This window comes from Brevibacterium sp. K72, assembly GCF_050562175.1.
In the GTDB taxonomy this organism is placed as follows: Bacteria; Actinomycetota; Actinomycetes; order Actinomycetales; family Brevibacteriaceae; genus Brevibacterium; species Brevibacterium casei.
Map to the genome: position 1 here is coordinate 2,336,474 of NZ_CP191582.1, position 17,330 is coordinate 2,353,803.

Below are 17,330 nucleotides of genomic sequence, written 5' to 3' on the forward strand. Positions count from 1 at the left end.
TCCGAACCGTGGCGGCCCGGGGGTGCGCCGTCGCGATCATGCGGCAGCATGCTGCCGGGGTGCTGAGGAGCGCGCGGAGCCCGGGCCGGCTGCGGCGACTGAGCCGGCTGCGGCCGGTGCTGCTCCGGCGGGGGTGGTTGACCTGACACGGATGAATCGTATCGGCAGGGTCTGACACGCGTAGTCCACCGATCGGGTGAAGAGCATCAACCGATCGGCTCGCCTGTTCGATCCGATGGGCGGACGCGCAATCCTGAGAATTCCCCGAGGCTGAACGGGTCAGAATTATTCGCCCCTGCAAGGAGCATCATGTCGAATCCGCCCGACCCATATCCCCAGCAGTCCGGTCCTCAGCAGAACTCTCCCCAGCCGCCCGGTCCCCAGCATCCGGCAGGTCCCCAGCCATCAGGTCAGACTCAGTGGTCGCCGCAGTACGCGGCACCGCAGTACGCCGGTCAGCCGCAGCCCGGTCAGCCTCAGCCCGGTCAGCCTCCCCAGTGGGGCCTGCAGCCGCCGGCCGGCCCCGGCGGCTATCCGGGAATGCACCCGGGGCAGAAGCCTCCGAAGCAGAAGAAGCCCCTGCTCAAGCGCTGGTGGTTCTGGCTCCTCGTCGTCCTCGTCGTCATCATCTTCTTCAGTGCGATCTCCGGAGGCGGCGGAGACGAGACCGAGGACACAGGCTCGACCTCGTCGCAGGGTGGCTCCGACGGTGGTGCGGCAGAGGAGCAGGACACCGGTGTGAAGCCTGCGGAGGACAAGCCCGCCGAAGAGAAGGCCGAGGCCGCCCCCGAGTACGGCATCGGCGATGCCGTCACCGCCGATGGGTGGGAGATCACCGTGAACAAGGTCGAGGACGGAGTCTCGAGCGTCGGTTCGGAGTATCTGAACACTGAGGCGCAGGGCCAGTTCGTCACGGTCTCCCTGTCGGTGAAGAACACTAAGAGCTCACCCGAGTACTTCTTCGAGGACAACATCAAACTCGGTGACGACAAGGGCAACACGTACTCCTCTGACTCGGAGGCGGGCATCTACGCCGACGAGGACTCGATCCTCTTCCTCGAGGAGATCAACCCGGGCAACACCGCTGAGGGCGTGCTCGTCTTCGACGTCCCTGAGGACGTCACCCCGGACCGACTCACCTTCGAAGGCGGCATCTTCTCCGATCCCGTGGAGATCTCGCTCAAGTAGTCAGGCGGATCGGCTGCCGTGGGAGCTCGCAGTGGTGCCCGGTCCGATCGGGCCGGGCACTGCTGTTCTCCGTCGGTTCTCAACGGTGACAATCTGACCCGTGGTGAGGGCAGCTGTGCTCACGCCCCCAGTTCCACGCCACGATCGGTGACCTCCCTGGCCGCCCCGAGTGTCTGACCGAGGAAGCCGCGGCCGAAGAGCCTGACATGGGCGAGCAGAGCGAAGAGGTTGTGGGCCGGAAGGTCCGCGCGCCACGATTCGGGCATCGGATGGACTGTTTCGTACCCGGCGAAGATCTCGTCGAGGAACGGAGTGCCGAAGAGCGCGAGCATCGCGAGATCCTCGAGACGGTGCCCACCGTGGGCCGCCGGGTCGATGAGCGTCCCGCCGGCCGGCGTCCACATGAGGTTGCCCGACCAGAGGTCGCCGTGGACTCGAGAGGGGGATTCCGCGCCGGAGCCGGCGATGCCGTCGAAGGCTCCTGTCCCGACTGCTGTGATCGCCGAGGCGACCGTGGCATTCTCCTCGGGCGTGAGCTGATCGGCGATGTCGTCGGCCACCGGCTGCAGGCGCTGGTCCACCCAGAAGTCGGAGAACGACGACGTCGGCTTCACCGGCACCTCGAAGGGGGAGTCCAGGGGTCCGAACCATGCGGGTTCCGCCGGTGCCCACCCGAACGCCGGTGCGCCGGAGTCATGGAGGTGGGCGAGTCTGCGTCCGAACTCCGCAGCAGCCTCGGGGCTGGGCGGGACGGAGGTGAGCCGTTCGAGCCGGAGGACGTCCTCACCGACGTCGATGACGTCGACGACAGGGATGACCTCGGGTGCGGAGAGCCACTTCAGGCCGGCCGCCTCGGCGGCGAAGAACCCGTGCGGGGCACCTGAACGCTGTTTGAGGAAATCACTCATGGCCCCAGGCTAACGGGACGTGCCGGACGACCTGCACGGGTCCGGGTAGTCTGGCTGAATGTCCTACGCTGGCATCGATCTGGCTGCCGATCCTCGGCGCACAGGCGTCGCCGTCATCAGCTCGGGATCGCCGATCCGCGTTGAGTCCGTGATCGTCGGCGCTGACGACGACGATGTTCTCCACGTCATCGACTCAGCCGAGAAGGCCGGGGTCGACGTGCCCGTAGGCTGGCCAGACCCCTTCGTGCAACTGATCAGCGACCATGCCGAGCACGGACTTACGGTACCGTCCTCGACGGGTCCCGACTGGCGTCGGAACCTCGCAATGAGGACGACCGACATCAAGGTTCGTGAGCGAACCGGCCGAGTTCCGCTGAGCGTGTCGACGGATCGCATCGCCTACCCGGCTCTTCGCTGGGTCGGAATCGAAGCACGCCTGCGCGCGGAGGGAGTCGACGCAGCCAGGGACGGCTCCGGTCGGGTCTGCGAAGTCTACCCGGCAGCAGCACTGAGCTGCTGGACCCTGCCGAGCAGAGGATACAAGGGGACGGGCAGTGAGCATCGTCGCACGGAGATCGTCGATCGACTTTCTGTGTTGTTTCCCGAACTCTCATGGAACGGCCACGACCATGAGTGCATCCGCGATGACAACGCCCTTGATGCCGTCGTGTCGGCCCTCATGGCACGAGCCGTCGCGACCGGCAAGGCTGTGGGGCCACCGGAGGGTATCAGCGAAATCGTCCGCCGAGAGGGCTGGATCTGGCTGCCGATGCCGTGACAGTCGTCCGGTACCGCGCTCTCATCCTCTCGGTCCGGTGCCCAACTGCTCCCGCGCCGCCGCCAGATGCTCCTCATCGTCCGTCTCGAGCGCGAAGAGTCCGAGGTCGACGGCCGCCGTCGAGAACAGGTGCGCGCAGTGTTCGGCGAGCTTCGGCCACACCTTCCCGCCGTTCTCGACGTAGCGGTCGACCGTGAGGTCGAAGGCCTCCGGCGACACGCTGGCCTGGTGGAAGGCGAAATCGCGGGCGGGGTCGCCGACGGCCGCCGTCGTCCAATCGAGGAGTCCGAGGATCGTCGGGCCCTCCATGACCTGGTGTGCGGGATAGATCTCACCGTGAGTCACGGTCGTCCACGTCGGCCAGTACCGGTCGTCGGCGAGCCAGGCCCTCCACCTGTCGAGGAGTTCTTGCGAGACCTCGAACTCGGCGGCGACGGCGGCGATCTCCTCGCGTTTGCGGGCCCTCACCTCGGCGGGGGATTCGATGGGGATGCCGGAATCGGCCACGATCTCCTCATCGACGGCGTGGAGTTCGGCGAGGACGTCGCCGAGGGAGCGTGCATAGTCCGCGGATTCGAGGTCGAAATGCCACCGAGGCTGTCCCGCGTCATCGATCGACAGCCCCGGAGAACCCGGGAGCAGGGGATAGGCGATGAGGTCATCGGTGTGGATCTTCCAATCCGGGACCGAGAAGCTCAGCTCAGGGCCGATGGCAGCGAGCAGGCGTCCTTCGACGCGGGCGCGGTCGGCGGCATCCGAACGGCGGGGGATCCGCATCACCCACGAACGGCCGTCGGCCGCCTCGGCGATGGCGACACGGAAGTCGAGGCCGAGTTCGCTGACGACGATCGTCGACGGGTCGATCTCGAGGCCGTGGGCGGCGGCCAGGTCGCTGATGGGGATGGTGGGGGCGGGGCTGGGGTGCATCCCACCACTGTCGCTGACCCGCGACACGAAGTACAGCAGACTGGCGGAAAGATGCCTGGCTGTGACGAAGTTGTGTCATACGGCAAGACATATTCGCAAATACACTTGCCGGTATGGAGGTGCCGTGCAACGATGAGAGGAGCACCGATGTAGTAGTCGAGCCGGCCGAAGAGGGTCGACCGCACTGAAAGGAATTGGGCGCATGAATGGATCCACCATCCTCTGGATCGTCGTCGCAGCTGTCGTCGTCATCGTCGCCATCATCGTCATCGTCGCGGTGAGCCGGAGGGCGGCGGCGAAGAAGCGCGAAGCTCAGCGTCAGGAGGCAGCGCAGATCCGCCAGAATGTCGCCGAGTCCAGCCCGCGCACCGAGGCCTACGAAGCTGAAGCCGGAACCGCCCGCTCCCGCGCCGACCAGGCATACGCGGAGGCCGAGGCGAAGGCGGCGGAGGCCCGTCAGCGCGAAGCCGAGGCACAGGAGGCCGCGGCCAAGGCCGAGCAGTACGACGTCTCGGCCAGCCACCTCGAACAGTCCGCAGAGAAGTCGCGGCTCGAGCAGGAGCGCGACCTCCGCCGCGCCGACGAGCTCGACCCCGATGTCGATGAGCGCACAGGAGAGCGCAGGACCGACCGCGACGCCGACGCTCGCGACTGGGACGTCGATGACCGCGATCAGGACGGTCGCAATCTCAATGACCGCGACGGCCGCGGCTGGGACGACCAGAGCACCCGTGACCGGGACGGCCGCGGCTGGGATGACCAGAGCACCCGTGACCGGGACGGCCGCGGCTGGGATGACCAGAGCACCCGTGACCGGGACGGCCGCGGCTGGGATGACCAGAGCACCCGTGACCGGGACGGCCGCGGCTGGGACGACCAGAGCACCCGTGACCGCGACGGCCGCGGCTGGGACGATCGTGATCAGGACGGCCGCGACGGACGCGGCTGGGGCGACCGCGATCGCGACGGCCGCGGCGTCGGAGCTGCCGGTGTGAGCGATCGCGACGACCAGTACGACCGCGACGCGGGCGGTGCCGGCAGGTACGACCGCAACGCCGGTTACGGCAGCACCGACGGCCTCGCCGCCGACGGCGTCGATGGTCGTGATCCCCGCGCAGCACAGGGCGTCGGATCCGATCGTTACGATGGCCGCGACCCGCGCGGTGCCGACCCGTACGAGTCGAACCGATACACCGGTGATCAGGACCCCGACCGCCGGTTCGCCCCGAATCAGGGCGATGTCAACGGAGACGGACGGTACGCCGGGCACCAGGGCGACCCGAACCAGGCCGACCCGTACGCGGCCGACCCGGACCAGGGCGACCTGAACGCAGTCGACCCGACCCGTCCGCGCCGTCTCGACCCGAATCAGCCCGACGTCGACGGCCGCAACCCGAACGCCCCCAGGCACTGAGACCCCCGCGCACCACAACGAAAGGAAGTCATCATGCTCGCCACAATCCTCTGGATCATCGCCGCGATCCTCGTCATCTCAGGAATCTTCGCCATCTTCCGGAAGCAGATCCTCTGGGGTGTCATCCTCATCGTCGTCGGACTCCTTGTCGGACCGGGTGGGGTGAGCATCTTCGCCTAGCCGGGCCCTCCGCTCACGGCGCCCCGATTCCCCTCGGATCGGGGCGCCGTGCTGTGAGCGCGACACCGATGAGCAGCTCCCACGCGATGATCGCGTAGAACCCGATCCGCTCCCACACCCCGTCGGCGAGGATCGTGCCCGCCACCACCCGCACGTCGATCTCGAGCATGACGATCCCGAGGAATCCGACGACTCCGAGCGCGATGCTCACCGCGCCGAGGCGGACGTCGGTGGAGGTCCGCCCGCGACGGCGGAGAAGTGCTGCGCCGGCGACGATCACCGCTGCCTGACCGCCGAGAAGCGCGAGCCCGGCGCCGAGGAGGTGGACCCACCCGAGCCCGGCCGCGATGGTCGCCTGACCGCCATGGACGGCGGCGATGACGACCATCCCGAGCCCATGGACGAGCGCGAAGACGACGAACACACGACCCAGCGGCTGTCGGGAACTGCGGACGGCGAGCACCGCCCCGAGCGCGAAGAGCACGCCCTGGACGCCGAAGCCGAGCGTCATCACCGGCCAGAGCGGGGAGTCGATGCGGCGACCGGCGAGGACCTCGACATCGGGGACGCCGAGGTCGCTGACGTAGTTGACCGCGTACGAATAGTTCGGGAAGGCCGACGCTGCGGCCGCCTCGGCGAGGAGATAGACCAGACCCGCCCCCGCCCAGCAGATTCCGGCGATCCGCAGTTGGCGTTCCGGCACAAGGAGACTTTCCCTCATGCCGACCATGGTAGACCTGCCGGCGCGCCCCTATCGTGTGGCTGCGGCCAGGGTCTCCGGATCCGCCGAGGCGGTCGGACGACTGCGCCCTGTCGCCGTCATCATCGCCGTCCGCAGGGCTGCCGCCGGATCCACCGGGCGGACTGCGCAGTTCCACGCGATGATCCGGTCGGGTCGGACGAGGAGGGCGCCGGAGTCCGTGAGGTCGCTGATCGCCGCCCACCGGTGGAGGACGTCGTTGCACTCACCGCCCATGCTCACCTGCGCGGTGCGCAGGGAGACTTCGAGCTCGCCGGCGACCGTCTCGGCAGCCTCTGCCCAGCCGGAGTCGTCGTGGCCGGTGATGAGCGTCCACCCGCCGGAGCCGACGAGATCGAGCGTCGAGAGCCGCTGCCGGTCGCGATCGACCCAGGCGTGGGGCAGCGGCGACCCGGGTCGGGTCGAGGGTACGTGGTCGAGGTCAGGGTCGGGAGCTGCGGCTGAGGAACGAGCCCCCGCCGAGGCGGTCGTTGGCTCGGAGTCGGACCGGCCCCGTTCATCGTCGTCGGCTTCGGCGGGCACGATGCCATCGGAGACGTAATACTGGCCGAGTTCGATGCCGAGGGCGTTGAACTGGTAGTTCTGCAGTTCGACGGCTTCGATGAGCTCGCGGCGCCGAGCCGGGTCGTCGAAAAGTCCGTTGAGGCTCGCCCACCCCTCCTCGGCGGTCTGACCCGGCGCGAAGCCGAGCGCCTGCGCGATCGGTCCCATGTCGACGACGCTCTTCATCGCCCGGTCGACGACGCGCCGCCCGACGGGCTGACGCTCCTGACTGTAGGTCTCGAGCAGTCCCATCTCGGCCTCCCCGCGCAGCTCCGCCGAGAGCTTCCACCCGAGGTTGTACGCGTCCTGGATCGAGGTGTTCGTTCCCAGGCCGTTGGCCGGCGGGTGCCGGTGGGCGGCGTCGCCGGCGAGGAAGGCCCGGCCCTTCCGGTACTCGTCGGCGACGACGTGGTTGATCTGCCACTTCGAGACCTGCTTGATGCTCACCTCGACGTCGGGGTCGCCGATCGTCGACTGGGCGAGCGCGACGAGCGCCTCGTCGCTCGTGTCAGGTTCGCCCTCGGCGGGGTCGTACATGCACAGGAGGACCCACTCGGTGAAGGGCCTGACGTTGATCCACGTCCCCGAGCCCACCCAGTAGTCGTTGCCCGGCTGCGCCATCCAGTAGAGGGTGCCGGGCCGGTAGTCGCAGTACTGCGTGAGGTCGGCGTCGAGCCAGATATTCAGCGCCGCGCCGAGCCCCGACTCCCCGGTGAAGGAGAAGTCGAACTCCTCGGCGACCGTCGAGCGACCGCCGTCGGCGCCGACGATGTACTGCGCGAGGATGAGCGACTCCTCCCCGGTGTCGCGGTTGCGCACGGTCGCCTCGACGCCCTCGGGCGTCTCGACCGCGGAGACGAGCTCCGTGGAGAACCGCAGGTCGGCCCCGAAACTGCGGGCCGCCTCGGCGATGACGGGTTCGAGGATGTGCTGAGGGATGTTGCACATCGCGCTGGGACTGGCGATCTCGTAGTCACCCGAGCGGGCGCTGCCGGTGCCCCACGTCTCGAGACGGGCGATCTCCTGCCCGGCGAAGCTCGTCGCCCAGACGTTGTTGCGCATGAACGCGTTCGGGGTGGCCACGGCGATGACGTCGTCCTCGATGCCGAGATCGCGGAAGACCTCCATCGTGCGCTGGTTGGTGATGTGCGCCCGGGGCGAGTGCGCGGTCGTCGGATAGCGGGTGATGGTGATCGCGTCGATGCCGTCGCGGGCGAGGATCGCCGCGAGCGTGAGTCCGGTCGGGCCGGCCCCGACGACGAGGACATCGGTGCGGGAGGGAGCGGGAGGAGGGGTCATTGCTCGTTCTCCTTCGGACGAGAATGCGGACGGGGCGACCGCCTCGGCGAGGGCGGGACACCGTCGCGCCGATTCGGTATAATTAATCATGATGAATTTGTGGCTTCAAGAGTGCCCGGTCAGGGACCGTGATGTCAAGCACGTCGGGTAACCTCGTGCCAGGCACTGTCGAGCAGAGGGGAGAAGGACGATGACGAGCGAGACCAGAGCCCTGACGACCTCGCCGGTGGACAGGGCCGTCGCGCTGGTCTCGGACCGCGCGAGTCGCCTCGAGCCGGGACAGCGACTGGGGACGAAGGGCGCCCTCCAGGTCGAGTGCGGCGTCTCGAAGGGGACATTCAACGAGGCCCTGCGCCTGCTCCAGCATCGGGGGATCATCACCCTGCGCCCCGGGCCCGGAGGCGGACTCTTCGCCGCCGAGCCGACGCCGATGGCCAGACTGGGCAACTCGCTGCTCGCCCTCGACGCCGACTCGACGACCGTCGAGGACGCGATGCGGGTGCGCGACTCGCTCGAACCCCTGCTCGCCTCAGATGCCGTCGACCACGGCTCGCTCAAGGACGTCCGGGATCTCTGGGAGCACATCGGGCAGATGCGCGCTGCCGTCGAGGCCGAGGACGCCAACCGGTTCCTCGAGGCGAACTGGGGACTGCACCGGCGCATCGCCGAGATCACTCCGAACCAGTTGCTGCGCTCGATCTACCTCAACCTCATGGCGATCATCGACGACCACACGCTCGACGTCCTGCCCGTCGCCGACACTCCGCTCGAGTCATTCATCGCCGAGCGCCTGCAGCTGCACATCGACATCGTCGAGGCCATCGAGGCCCGCGACCATGACCGAACCGCCGAGCTCATGCGGGTGCACGCGGGAGGCTGAGCGCCACCGCACCGGGCGCACCGGTCGCGACCGGGGCCGACCAGCGGTCCTGACCGGGGCTGAAGGCGGACCGGGACGGACCCCTCGATAGACTGGCTGGCATGTCGAGGATCTCCTGTCCGACCCTCTCCACTCGGGTCGTCACCGCCGCCGAGGCGGCCGCGTACATCACCGACGGCGACCGCGTCGCCATGAGCGGGTTCACCGGCTCCGGCTACCCCAAGGCCGTGCCCGGCGCGCTCGCCGAGCACGCGCGGGCCGAGCATGGCGCCGGGCGCGACTTCCGCGTCGAACTGTGGACCGGGGCATCGACGGCACCGGAGCTCGACGGGGTCCTCGCCGAGGCGGGGGCGGTGAGCAAGCGCCTTCCCTTCCAATCCGACCCGGCGATGCGGCAGTCGATCAACGACGGGAAGACCGAGTACATCGACACCCACCTCAGCCATTCCGCGCAGCAGGCGTGGTTCGGCTTCTACGGCAACCTCGACGTCGCCGTCGTCGAGGTCGCAGCGATCCTGCCCGGCGGTCTGCTCGTGCCCGGCAGCTCTGTGGGCAACTCGAAGACGTGGCTCGACCTCGCCGACAAGGTCATCCTCGAGGTCAACTCGTGGCACCCGCGTGCGTATGAGGGATTCCACGACGTCTACTACGGCACGAGGCGACCGCCCGAGCGCCTGCCGATCCAGCTGCTCGAGCCCATGCAGCGCATCGGCGATCCGTATCTGCGGGTCGACCCGGCCAAGGTCGTCGCCGTCGTCGAGACGCACAGCCCGGACCGGAACCTCCCGTTCAAGCCCGTCGACGAGGACTCGAAGGCGATCGCCGCCCACCTCGTCGACTTCCTCCGCCATGAGATCCGCGCCGACCGTCTGCCGCCCTCCCTGCTGCCGCTGCAGTCGGGGGTCGGCAATGTCGCCAACGCCGTCATGGCCGATCTCGCCGACAGCGAGTTCGAGGGGATGCGCGCCTACACCGAAGTGATCCAGGACGGGATGCTCGATCTCATCGACTCCGGCAAGCTCACCTCGGTCTCGGCGACGGCGTTCTCGCTCTCGGCCGAGCGGGCGGCGGACTTCAACGCGAACATCGAGGCGTACAAGGGACGGATCCTCCTGCGCACCCAGGAGATGTCGAACCATCCCGAAGCCGTCCGCCGCCTCGGCGTGGTGGCGATCAACGGGATGGTCGAGGCCGACATCTACGGCAACGTCAACTCGACCCACGTCATGGGGTCGTCGATCATCAACGGCATCGGCGGGTCCGGGGACTTCGCCCGGAACTCCTACCTCAACTTCTTCGTCTCGAACTCGCTGGCCAAGGGCGGGGCGATCTCCTCGATCGTGCCGTTCGCCAGCCACATCGACCACACCGAGCACGACACGCAGATCCTCGTCACCGAGCAGGGACTCGCGGACCTGCGCGGCATCTCCCCGGTGGCCAGGGCGAGGCGAATCATCGCGAACTGCGCCCACCCGGACTACCGCGACCGGCTCGAGGACTACCTCGAGCGGGCGATCGCAGCGAACCCGCACGGGAGGCACACGCCGCACCTCCTCGGCGAGGCCCTGTCGTGGCACGAGAGGTTCCAGGCGACCGGGCACATGTGAGTGCGCCTGGACGGGGATGCCGGGCGAGCGGGGTCGCCGTGTTTGGCATCGCCTCGGCGGGAGTCGCTTCGAAGGGGGACCGGGAACCCTCCACTCTGTAATACTGCGCCGCAAACCTGTCCACCATGGATAGTGCGGATGGGACGAGCGTCACTAGAGTGTCTGAGCAGGCCGGACCGAAGAAGGGTGCCTGAAGACCATGACAGAGAAGTCGAACCAGCCGGACTCCGCTTCCCGCGGAGCTGCTTCCGATCCCGCGACCCCGGCGAGCACCACCCCCTCGGTGAGTGCCACAATCTCGGCGGGCACCACCGCCGACCTCACAGATGAGGCCCTCACCCCGACGGTCGACGCCGTCACGCAGGCGGCCGTCGCAATCGTCGAGGCTTTCGCAGCGACCGACACCGATGCGTACTTCGCCGGTTTCGCCGAGGACGCCTCCTTCATCTTCCACCCCGAGGACCACCGCCTGAACTCCCGAGCCGAGTACGAAGAGACGTGGCAAGGCTGGCTCGCCGACGGTTGGTCGGTCGTCTCGTGCGCCTCGTCCGACCCGCTCGTCCAGACGTTCCCCGGCGGTGCGGTCTTCTCCCACACCGTCGATACGACAGTCGAGACCGGGAGCGGCCGGGAGTCGTATCGGGAACGGGAGAGCATCGTCTTCCGCCACCTCGGCGAGGGTCATCTCATCGCGATCCACGAGCACCTGTCCACGGTCCCGGGCGACGACGGATCGGCCTCCGCTGACTCGGTCACCTCCGACGGCCAGGGCAGGGCAGCCTCGGCGAGGTCGGGCGACGCACCCGGCACCGAGGCGGTCGGTCGATGAACTGGTACCGCAGACTCGAGGAGAAGGTCGGATCCGACACCGACAGTTCGCAGGTGGTGCGGGGGCGGCTGAGCACGGGTCGGATGTTCATGATCTGGCTGGCGGCGAACCTCGTGGTCACGACGATGCTCACGGGCACGCTCTTCGTCCCCGGCATCGACTACGGGACCGCGATCGTCGTCATCGTCGCGGGGACGGTGACGGGGACTGTCGTGCTCGTCCTCGTCGGCAACATCGGCACGCGTACGGGACTGGCGACGATGGCGATCACCAGGGGAGCGTTCGGCCCTACTGGCAGCTACCTGCCGGTCGCGGCGAACGTCGTCATCCTCATGGGATGGAGCTGGGTGCAGGCGATGCTTGCCGGCATCAGCGTCAACTACGTCGTCGAGCAGACGACGGGATTCTCGAACCCCATCCTCTTCTCCGTCCTCTGTCAGGCGCTCGTCGTCGGGCTCGCGATCCTCGGTCACGAGGGGATCGAGAAGGCCGAGCCGTGGTTCGCCCTCCTCATCCTCCTCGTCATGGCCTACGTCTTCGCCACGGCCTTCATCGGCCACGCGCCCAGTGAATACGTCTCCATCCCCGCAGATGAGAGCCTCGGATTCACCCCCGTGCTCGCACTCGACATCGTCATCGCCACGGCGATCTCGTGGACGGTGCTCTCCGGCGACCTCAACCGGCTCGCCGGCAGTCAGAGGGCCGGGATCGTCGGTTCCGGCCTCGGCTACATCACCTCGACCGTGCTCGCGATGCTGCTCGGGCTCACGGCGTTCAGCTTCATCATCCTCGATGGAGGCACCGCCGAGCCCTTCGACCCCACCGCACTCGCCGACCGCTTCGGCTGGCCGCTCGCGATCGTCATCTTCCTCTCTGTGATGGCGACGAACACGATGGTCGTCTACGGCATGGTCAACTCCGTGCTCGGCGCGAAGAGCGGGTCGCGGTTGCGCTTCCTGCCCGTCGCCCTCGTCCTCGGACTGATCTCGATCGTCGGATCGACGTGGCTCGCGCTGCTCGACCAGTACACCGACTTCCTCACGATGATCGGCGCGTTCTTCGTCCCCGTGTTCGCGATCCTCATCGCCGACCACTACATCATCAAGCGCGGCGTCTACACGAGCGACATCCTCCGCGACGATGGCGGGATCTACTCCTACGTCCGCGGAATCAACTGGGCAGCCGTCATCGTGTGGATCATCGGAGCGCTCGCCTCCTACCTTCTCACCTATGTGTGGCCGAGTCCGCTGGGAGCGACGATCCCGTCCTTCGTCATCTCGTTCCTCCTCTATCTCGGGCTGTCGTGGTCGACGCGTTCCCGTTTCGCCGAGGCGGCCGACCGCTGACATTCGGCGTGTGCCCGTCCGCGGGGTGGGGTTCCTTGGGCGGGTGGACGTGCGGCGGTGGAGTTCCGCTGGTGGGTGATGCGCCGAGGTAGGGGTTCGTGGGCGGACAATGTGTGGAGGTGGGGGTTCGTCGGCCGGCGATGGCCGAGGTGGGGGTTCGTCGGCCGGCGATGGCCGAGGTGGGGTTCCGTGGGTCGGCGATGGCCGTTGCTGCCGCTGGAGCATCAGTCGGGTGGAGGCGGATCCCGGTAGCCCTGTACTCGGCCGCCCTCGACCCCGGGAGCTTTCGACCCCGGGAGTGAGGCGGTGCTGCAGCGGGGTAGGGAGGCGGCGCTGGAGCGGTGCCCCGGCAGCCCTGAGCTTCGGTGACCGTGGTTCCCGGCAGTGGGGCGCTGTTCGGTGATGTGGCCCAGAACCCCAGCAGTGGGACAGTGCTGGGGCGGTGCAGTGACGCAGTGCTGGGGCGGTGCGTCCAGGCAGCCGTGAACTTCAGTGACCCGGCAGTGCCGGATCACGGCGGTGCGTGCTGAAACTGCGATGCTCGATCTTATGTCAGTGCCGACTGCAACAATGGGTGACATGGAACAGCAGCAGGGATCGGATGGACTGAAAATACTTGAGAGTATTTTTCAATCAGGTATTCACATTGTCTGTTCGAATCAGTTAGTATTGACGTACTAGGAAGTTCGATGCGATCAGCACTTCTCGACAAAGGCGTCCGAGGCAGGTGAACCACCGTGAAAGGCATCCCGTCAGGAAACGGGCAGTCTGCGAACAGCGCAGCGGCCTCACCTCGTGATGCCCGTCTCGGCAGCGGACCTGCCGGTGGTGACGAGGGCGCGGAGCACGGCTCGCACACCCGTTCTCAGACGACCGTCCGCCTCGATTCGAGCTCGAGTGCGCTCGCTGTGATCTCAGCGGAATCAGACCAGGTGCAGCTCAAGGTCCTCGAAGCGACCGCCGGCCTCACCCTTGAACGAGCTGTCCGTGCGTGGGGCAATGCCGTTCCCGACGGCGACTCGCCGTTCCGGATCGCGACCATCGCCGCCTCTGTCGCGCGCAGTCTCGAGCGTGACGGCCGCGGCGAGAGTGACAATGAGGATAGCGGTCAGGAAGACGGCAGCGTTGACGAGGGCATTGTCGGACCTGCAGTTATCGATCAGGGTGCTGACGGCGACTGTATCGACGGCGTGGGCAACTGTACCTCCCCACGCGATTCCCAGTGCGAGCCTGCTACAGGTGACCTTCTCAATTCGACTGTCGACACTGTGTCGACGTTCACCTTGTCGTCGAACCGCTTAGCCTCCTCATCGGACGGCGCTGCTTCCTCGTCGGACAGTGTTAGAGCGTCCTCGGACCGCTCCACTATGTCGTCGGGCCGTCCCCCTGTACCTGCCCCGCCTGATTCTCGCCGTGACCCTTTCGGCCCCTGCGCGGACCCCGAATGTCTGGTGTGTACAGGTAAGGCCTCCCCGCCTGCGGCATCCACCGAGCTTGTCATCATCCGTCAGTCGCCGACCGAGTTGCTCTCATTTGATGCCGACTTCAGCGCACAGTGGTCGCTGCTCGCATCGATGCAGACGGAGACGATCGCGAGCGCAGCCTGTGAGATGCAGGATGGTCGAGAATCGGATAGTCCTGGAGCATCGGCGGGCACTGACGCGGACGCCGAATGCGAGAGCGACGGTGAAGCCCAGACCGACAGTGATCGCCTCGACTTCCCGGACTTCGGCCTCGACACGGACATGTCGGTCTGGATCAGCGACAACGTGCCCGCCGAGGATGTCGCTGAGACCGCCTCGATCCTTGGCCTGTCTATCGCCAAGACCTACCGTCACTTGGGCATCGCGATGACGATCATCCACGGACTGCCGCGTTTCGCTGACCGCGTCCGGGCAGGCGAGTTCACCATGGCTCATGTCCAGGCGGCTGCCGACCTCTGCCGAACCGTAGCCTTCAGGTATCTTCCCCGGATCGACGAACATCTCGCCGAACGACGCGCAGACGTGACCTGCGACCGGCTGCGCACGGCGCTGCGCAAATTCATCACAGTGCTCCAGCCGGCCGAGGACCGGTCGAAGACGGCCGCCGAACGCCGCCGCGTCGACTTCCAGACTTACAAGAACGGATCGGCGTGCCTGTCACTCATCGGTCCCACGGATGAGCTCTACGCCTGCTACCGACGAGTCGAAGCAATGGCGCGGGCAGTGCGAGCACGTCGTGGGGCTGCATTCGACCTGCCACCTGGTGTGGAGATCGCCGATGAGCGTTCGATCCAGGCTCTCGAGTACGACATCCTGTCCCGGCCTCAGCCCAGACTCTGCATCCGAGTGCGATCGATCGATCCGGTCACCGGGGTGCAAACCGAACGCGAAGAGCCGCTCCTCGATGACGAGGGAAATCTGCTCTTCGACATCGACTCCGACGGAGCCATCGTCATGCACGACGGGCAGGTGGCCGCCATCGGCGCCGGAGGCGATGGGAGCCTCCGCGCCGCCGCATCTGGCGTCGCTGGGGATGCGGTCGGAACTGACGACTCACGGTGGGGGAGCGCATTCTCAGCCTCCCCGCTCAACGGTTCGCGGATCATCGACAGCAGGGTCGTCATCGCGATGCCCACGCATCACTGGTGGCTCTACTGGCAGGCCGGCGTGGTCGTCACCGTTCCGTTCCTCACCGTCTGCGGTGAGTCGGATCTTCCGGGCGTTCTCCCCGAAGGATCGCCGATTCCGGCTGAGACCGCTCGACGTATCGCCGGCTACAGCTCGACGATGACGAGGATCCTCACCGATCCCGCCACCGGCACTCCACTTGATGCGAAAGCGACGACGTACCGGATTCCGAACAACGTCCGCAGGACACTCATCTCCAAATGGGCAGTCTGCTCCGTTCCCGGGTGCACTCGCAAAGCGGTCACCTCGGAGATCGATCACATCATTCCGTTCTTCCACCTCGATCCGCTCAAAGGCGGGCTGACGAGGTTCGGCAACCTCCACCCACTGTGCAAACGCCACCACGCCATCAAGACGGCCGACCGGTTCCGCGTGCGCATGCTCGACACGGGAACCGTCGAATACGAGTTCCGACACGGAGTCACAACCCGATCCCGGGCACCAGACCAGCCGATCGATGTCGCCCACGCATTGGAGTTCAGTGAACTGTGCGGCCTCAGCCCCGGCGAAGTAACGATTCCCGAACATCTGATTCCACCAGCCAAGGACACGGTCGAAGTCCCACCTGATGAGGACGCCGTGCGTGAGCGGGATGACGCGATCCGTCGTGCTGAAGAGGCGGCGGAGCGTGACCGGCTCCTTGCAGAGTGCATCGCGCGATCGATCGAAGTTCGACGACGGAAGAGGCTGTCGGACTGCCTCGACTGGCCGAACGTCACTCACCAGGCGTGCCTGCCGCCCGGATCGGATCCGGTGACGATGAAGAGACTGATGCCTGGGAAACGGGAATCGGCATACTCCATCTGGCGGCGGAGGGACGAGGCCGGAGACGAGTGGACGGAGCCGCTCGACCCGTTCTGGGAAAGCTCGCGAGCATGGACGGCGGCCTGCGTGCAATGGGACCACGACGAAGACGACCCGCCGCCGTTCTGATACCTCGGGGGACCGGTTCTCTCACACATCTCGGGAACCGTTTCGGGTACACGGCCGCGACCTCACCTCAGTTCATCGACACTCACGTCAGATGATCGAACTCCCCGGAGACCCACCTGGCATACCGGTCCGCCGATGACTGCACTGCATCGTAAGCGCCGGCCGGGATGGTCTGCCCGAAGTTGCCGTACATCCTGTCGAAGTCGAGATCGGCCACCGAGGCGGCGATCCTCCTGACGACCGCGCCGGAGAGCGGAAGGTAGTTGGGGAAGCTCCGCATGAATGTCACCCACCCCGATCGCGCGACTGGGCCGATCGAATCGCCGCTGAGCATCACTCCGTGGCCGTCGTGACCGGGCCACAATGCGATTGCGCTGCCGGGGAAATGACCGCCGACTCTGCGCAGCAGGATCTCCGGGAGGGGAGTGGCATCGGCGTCGAAGTAGGTCATCGCCGGGCCATGCCGCTGTACCCACTCCGAATCTGCCTCGCAGACATAGACCGGGGCATCGTCGAACGCCGCACTCCACGCCAGCTGCATGCCGAACATGTGCGGATGACTCGGTGCGATCGCGGCGATCCCACCGAGTTCCCGAATCGCGGAGACCGCCTCGTCGTCGATGAAGGGCGGAACGTCGAAGAGCAAATTGCCGTGGTCGGTCGCAGCCAGATAGCACGTCTGGCCGATGCCCAAACGGGGCTCGATCCGCAGAGCATGAAGCCCCGGTTCGCGCTCCTCGATGACAACCCTGTGGCCCTCGTCCGCGAGGTGCGATCGGCTCACCCATTCCTGACCCGATGATGGCACCCATTGCCGTTCGTCATCGCAGATCGGGCATATCGGCGGGGGAGTGGGGCCGGTCTCCACGCCACAGTTGCGGCAGATCAGGACATCAGCGAGGCGGTGGTTGTCGCCTCCGGAATGGCCGCTGACTCCGTCCTGTCGGCTCCCGGCATCGCTGTGACGGCGCCCCTCACCGCTGCGAGGTCTCCTGGCATCGTCTCGACGAAAGGAGCGGTCGGCTCTGCTGCCGTTGGCGCTGTTCGGGGGAGTCGTCATCGTCAT

At 67.0% G+C, this 17,330-nt stretch carries 14 protein-coding genes; 9 read left to right on the forward strand and 5 right to left on the reverse strand.

Features of this window, described 5'->3' with window-relative positions; all coding sequences use genetic code 11:
- Positions 1-309 precede the first annotated feature (309 nt).
- Positions 310-1,188: a DUF4352 domain-containing protein gene (locus ACQ1RG_RS10425; RefSeq protein WP_227007308.1), complete on the forward strand. Its 879-nt coding sequence runs from the start codon at positions 310-312 to the stop codon at positions 1,186-1,188.
- A 119-nt stretch (positions 1,189-1,307) separates the two neighbouring features.
- Here the strand turns inward: ACQ1RG_RS10425 and ACQ1RG_RS10430 are convergent, their stop codons facing one another.
- Positions 1,308-2,096 carry a fructosamine kinase family protein gene (locus ACQ1RG_RS10430; RefSeq protein WP_430600099.1) on the reverse strand — a complete coding sequence of 263 codons (789 nt, stop codon included), beginning with the start codon at positions 2,094-2,096 and terminating at the stop codon, positions 1,308-1,310.
- Positions 2,097-2,154: 58 nt separating this feature from the next.
- Between ACQ1RG_RS10430 and ACQ1RG_RS10435 the strand changes: the two genes are divergently transcribed.
- Positions 2,155-2,874, forward strand: coding sequence for a DUF429 domain-containing protein (locus ACQ1RG_RS10435; RefSeq protein WP_009374753.1), 720 nt, complete (start codon positions 2,155-2,157; stop codon positions 2,872-2,874).
- A gap of 21 nt (positions 2,875-2,895) precedes the next feature.
- Here ACQ1RG_RS10435 and ACQ1RG_RS10440 read toward each other — a convergent pair whose 3' ends face one another.
- The gene (locus ACQ1RG_RS10440) at positions 2,896-3,801 is read right to left on the reverse strand and encodes a macrolide 2'-phosphotransferase (RefSeq protein ID WP_009374754.1); all 906 of its coding nucleotides are present in this window, start codon (positions 3,799-3,801) and stop codon (positions 2,896-2,898) included.
- Between the two features lie 202 nt (positions 3,802-4,003).
- Here ACQ1RG_RS10440 and ACQ1RG_RS10445 point away from each other — a divergent pair, with 202 nt between their 5' ends.
- Together ACQ1RG_RS10445 and ACQ1RG_RS10450 are read left to right on the forward strand one after the other, a co-directional pair.
- Complete coding sequence (locus tag ACQ1RG_RS10445) at positions 4,004-5,215, forward strand: hypothetical protein (RefSeq protein WP_144658367.1); 1,212 nt, start codon at positions 4,004-4,006, stop codon at positions 5,213-5,215.
- 33 nt (positions 5,216-5,248) lie between these two features.
- Entirely contained in the window at positions 5,249-5,395 is a 147-nt protein-coding gene (locus tag ACQ1RG_RS10450; RefSeq protein WP_009374756.1) for a GPGG-motif small membrane protein, read from the forward strand.
- A 13-nt stretch (positions 5,396-5,408) separates the two neighbouring features.
- On the opposite strand, the gene ACQ1RG_RS10455 is transcribed toward ACQ1RG_RS10450, so the two are convergent.
- Both ACQ1RG_RS10455 and ACQ1RG_RS10460 read right to left on the reverse strand, forming a co-directional pair.
- The gene (locus ACQ1RG_RS10455) at positions 5,409-6,116 is read right to left on the reverse strand and encodes a DUF998 domain-containing protein (protein WP_205772075.1); all 708 of its coding nucleotides are present in this window, start codon (positions 6,114-6,116) and stop codon (positions 5,409-5,411) included.
- A 30-nt stretch (positions 6,117-6,146) separates the two neighbouring features.
- Complete coding sequence (locus tag ACQ1RG_RS10460; RefSeq protein ID WP_009374758.1) at positions 6,147-7,997, reverse strand: FAD-dependent oxidoreductase; 1,851 nt, start codon at positions 7,995-7,997, stop codon at positions 6,147-6,149.
- 190 nt (positions 7,998-8,187) lie between these two features.
- Here ACQ1RG_RS10460 and ACQ1RG_RS10465 point away from each other — a divergent pair, with 190 nt between their 5' ends.
- The 5 genes from ACQ1RG_RS10465 (at position 8,188) to ACQ1RG_RS10485 (ending at position 16,264) form a co-directional block, all read left to right on the forward strand.
- Positions 8,188-8,877, forward strand: coding sequence for a FadR/GntR family transcriptional regulator (locus tag ACQ1RG_RS10465; protein WP_009374762.1), 690 nt, complete (start codon positions 8,188-8,190; stop codon positions 8,875-8,877).
- A 101-nt stretch (positions 8,878-8,978) separates the two neighbouring features.
- A complete protein-coding gene (locus tag ACQ1RG_RS10470; protein WP_144587946.1) occupies positions 8,979-10,484 on the forward strand; it encodes an acetyl-CoA hydrolase/transferase family protein in 1,506 nt (501 codons plus the stop codon).
- Between the two features lie 199 nt (positions 10,485-10,683).
- Complete coding sequence (locus tag ACQ1RG_RS10475) at positions 10,684-11,313, forward strand: YybH family protein (RefSeq protein WP_144587944.1); 630 nt, start codon at positions 10,684-10,686, stop codon at positions 11,311-11,313.
- Positions 11,310-12,659 (forward strand): purine-cytosine permease family protein, encoded by a 1,350-nt coding sequence (locus ACQ1RG_RS10480; protein ID WP_144587942.1) that lies wholly within the window; start codon positions 11,310-11,312, stop codon positions 12,657-12,659. The genes ACQ1RG_RS10475 and ACQ1RG_RS10480 overlap by 4 nt, the downstream gene beginning before the upstream one ends.
- Positions 12,660-13,396: 737 nt before the next feature.
- Positions 13,397-16,264 carry an HNH endonuclease signature motif containing protein gene (locus tag ACQ1RG_RS10485; protein WP_201671332.1) on the forward strand — a complete coding sequence of 956 codons (2,868 nt, stop codon included), beginning with the start codon at positions 13,397-13,399 and terminating at the stop codon, positions 16,262-16,264.
- Positions 16,265-16,346: 82 nt separating this feature from the next.
- On the opposite strand, the gene ACQ1RG_RS10490 is transcribed toward ACQ1RG_RS10485, so the two are convergent.
- The gene (locus tag ACQ1RG_RS10490; protein WP_430600100.1) at positions 16,347-17,324 is read right to left on the reverse strand and encodes a hydrolase; all 978 of its coding nucleotides are present in this window, start codon (positions 17,322-17,324) and stop codon (positions 16,347-16,349) included.
- Between the last annotated feature and the right edge of the window lie 6 nt (positions 17,325-17,330).

What these genes read in the sequence shown, in the direction of transcription:
- ACQ1RG_RS10425 (WP_227007308.1), top strand. Translation starts at nt 310, where the DNA reads ATGTCGAATCCGCCCGACCCATATCCCCAGCAGTCCGGTCCTCAGCAG.
- ACQ1RG_RS10430 (WP_430600099.1), bottom strand. Translation starts at nt 2,096, where the DNA reads ATGAGTGATTTCCTCAAACAGCGTTCAGGTGCCCCGCACGGGTTCTTC.
- ACQ1RG_RS10435 (WP_009374753.1), top strand. Translation starts at nt 2,155, where the DNA reads ATGTCCTACGCTGGCATCGATCTGGCTGCCGATCCTCGGCGCACAGGC.
- ACQ1RG_RS10440 (WP_009374754.1), bottom strand. Translation starts at nt 3,801, where the DNA reads ATGCACCCCAGCCCCGCCCCCACCATCCCCATCAGCGACCTGGCCGCC.
- ACQ1RG_RS10445 (WP_144658367.1), top strand. Translation starts at nt 4,004, where the DNA reads ATGAATGGATCCACCATCCTCTGGATCGTCGTCGCAGCTGTCGTCGTC.
- ACQ1RG_RS10450 (WP_009374756.1), top strand. Translation starts at nt 5,249, where the DNA reads ATGCTCGCCACAATCCTCTGGATCATCGCCGCGATCCTCGTCATCTCA.
- ACQ1RG_RS10455 (WP_205772075.1), bottom strand. Translation starts at nt 6,116, where the DNA reads ATGAGGGAAAGTCTCCTTGTGCCGGAACGCCAACTGCGGATCGCCGGA.
- ACQ1RG_RS10460 (WP_009374758.1), bottom strand. Translation starts at nt 7,997, where the DNA reads ATGACCCCTCCTCCCGCTCCCTCCCGCACCGATGTCCTCGTCGTCGGG.
- ACQ1RG_RS10465 (WP_009374762.1), top strand. Translation starts at nt 8,188, where the DNA reads ATGACGAGCGAGACCAGAGCCCTGACGACCTCGCCGGTGGACAGGGCC.
- ACQ1RG_RS10470 (WP_144587946.1), top strand. Translation starts at nt 8,979, where the DNA reads ATGTCGAGGATCTCCTGTCCGACCCTCTCCACTCGGGTCGTCACCGCC.
- ACQ1RG_RS10475 (WP_144587944.1), top strand. Translation starts at nt 10,684, where the DNA reads ATGACAGAGAAGTCGAACCAGCCGGACTCCGCTTCCCGCGGAGCTGCT.
- ACQ1RG_RS10480 (WP_144587942.1), top strand. Translation starts at nt 11,310, where the DNA reads ATGAACTGGTACCGCAGACTCGAGGAGAAGGTCGGATCCGACACCGAC.
- ACQ1RG_RS10490 (WP_430600100.1), bottom strand. Translation starts at nt 17,324, where the DNA reads ATGACGACTCCCCCGAACAGCGCCAACGGCAGCAGAGCCGACCGCTCC.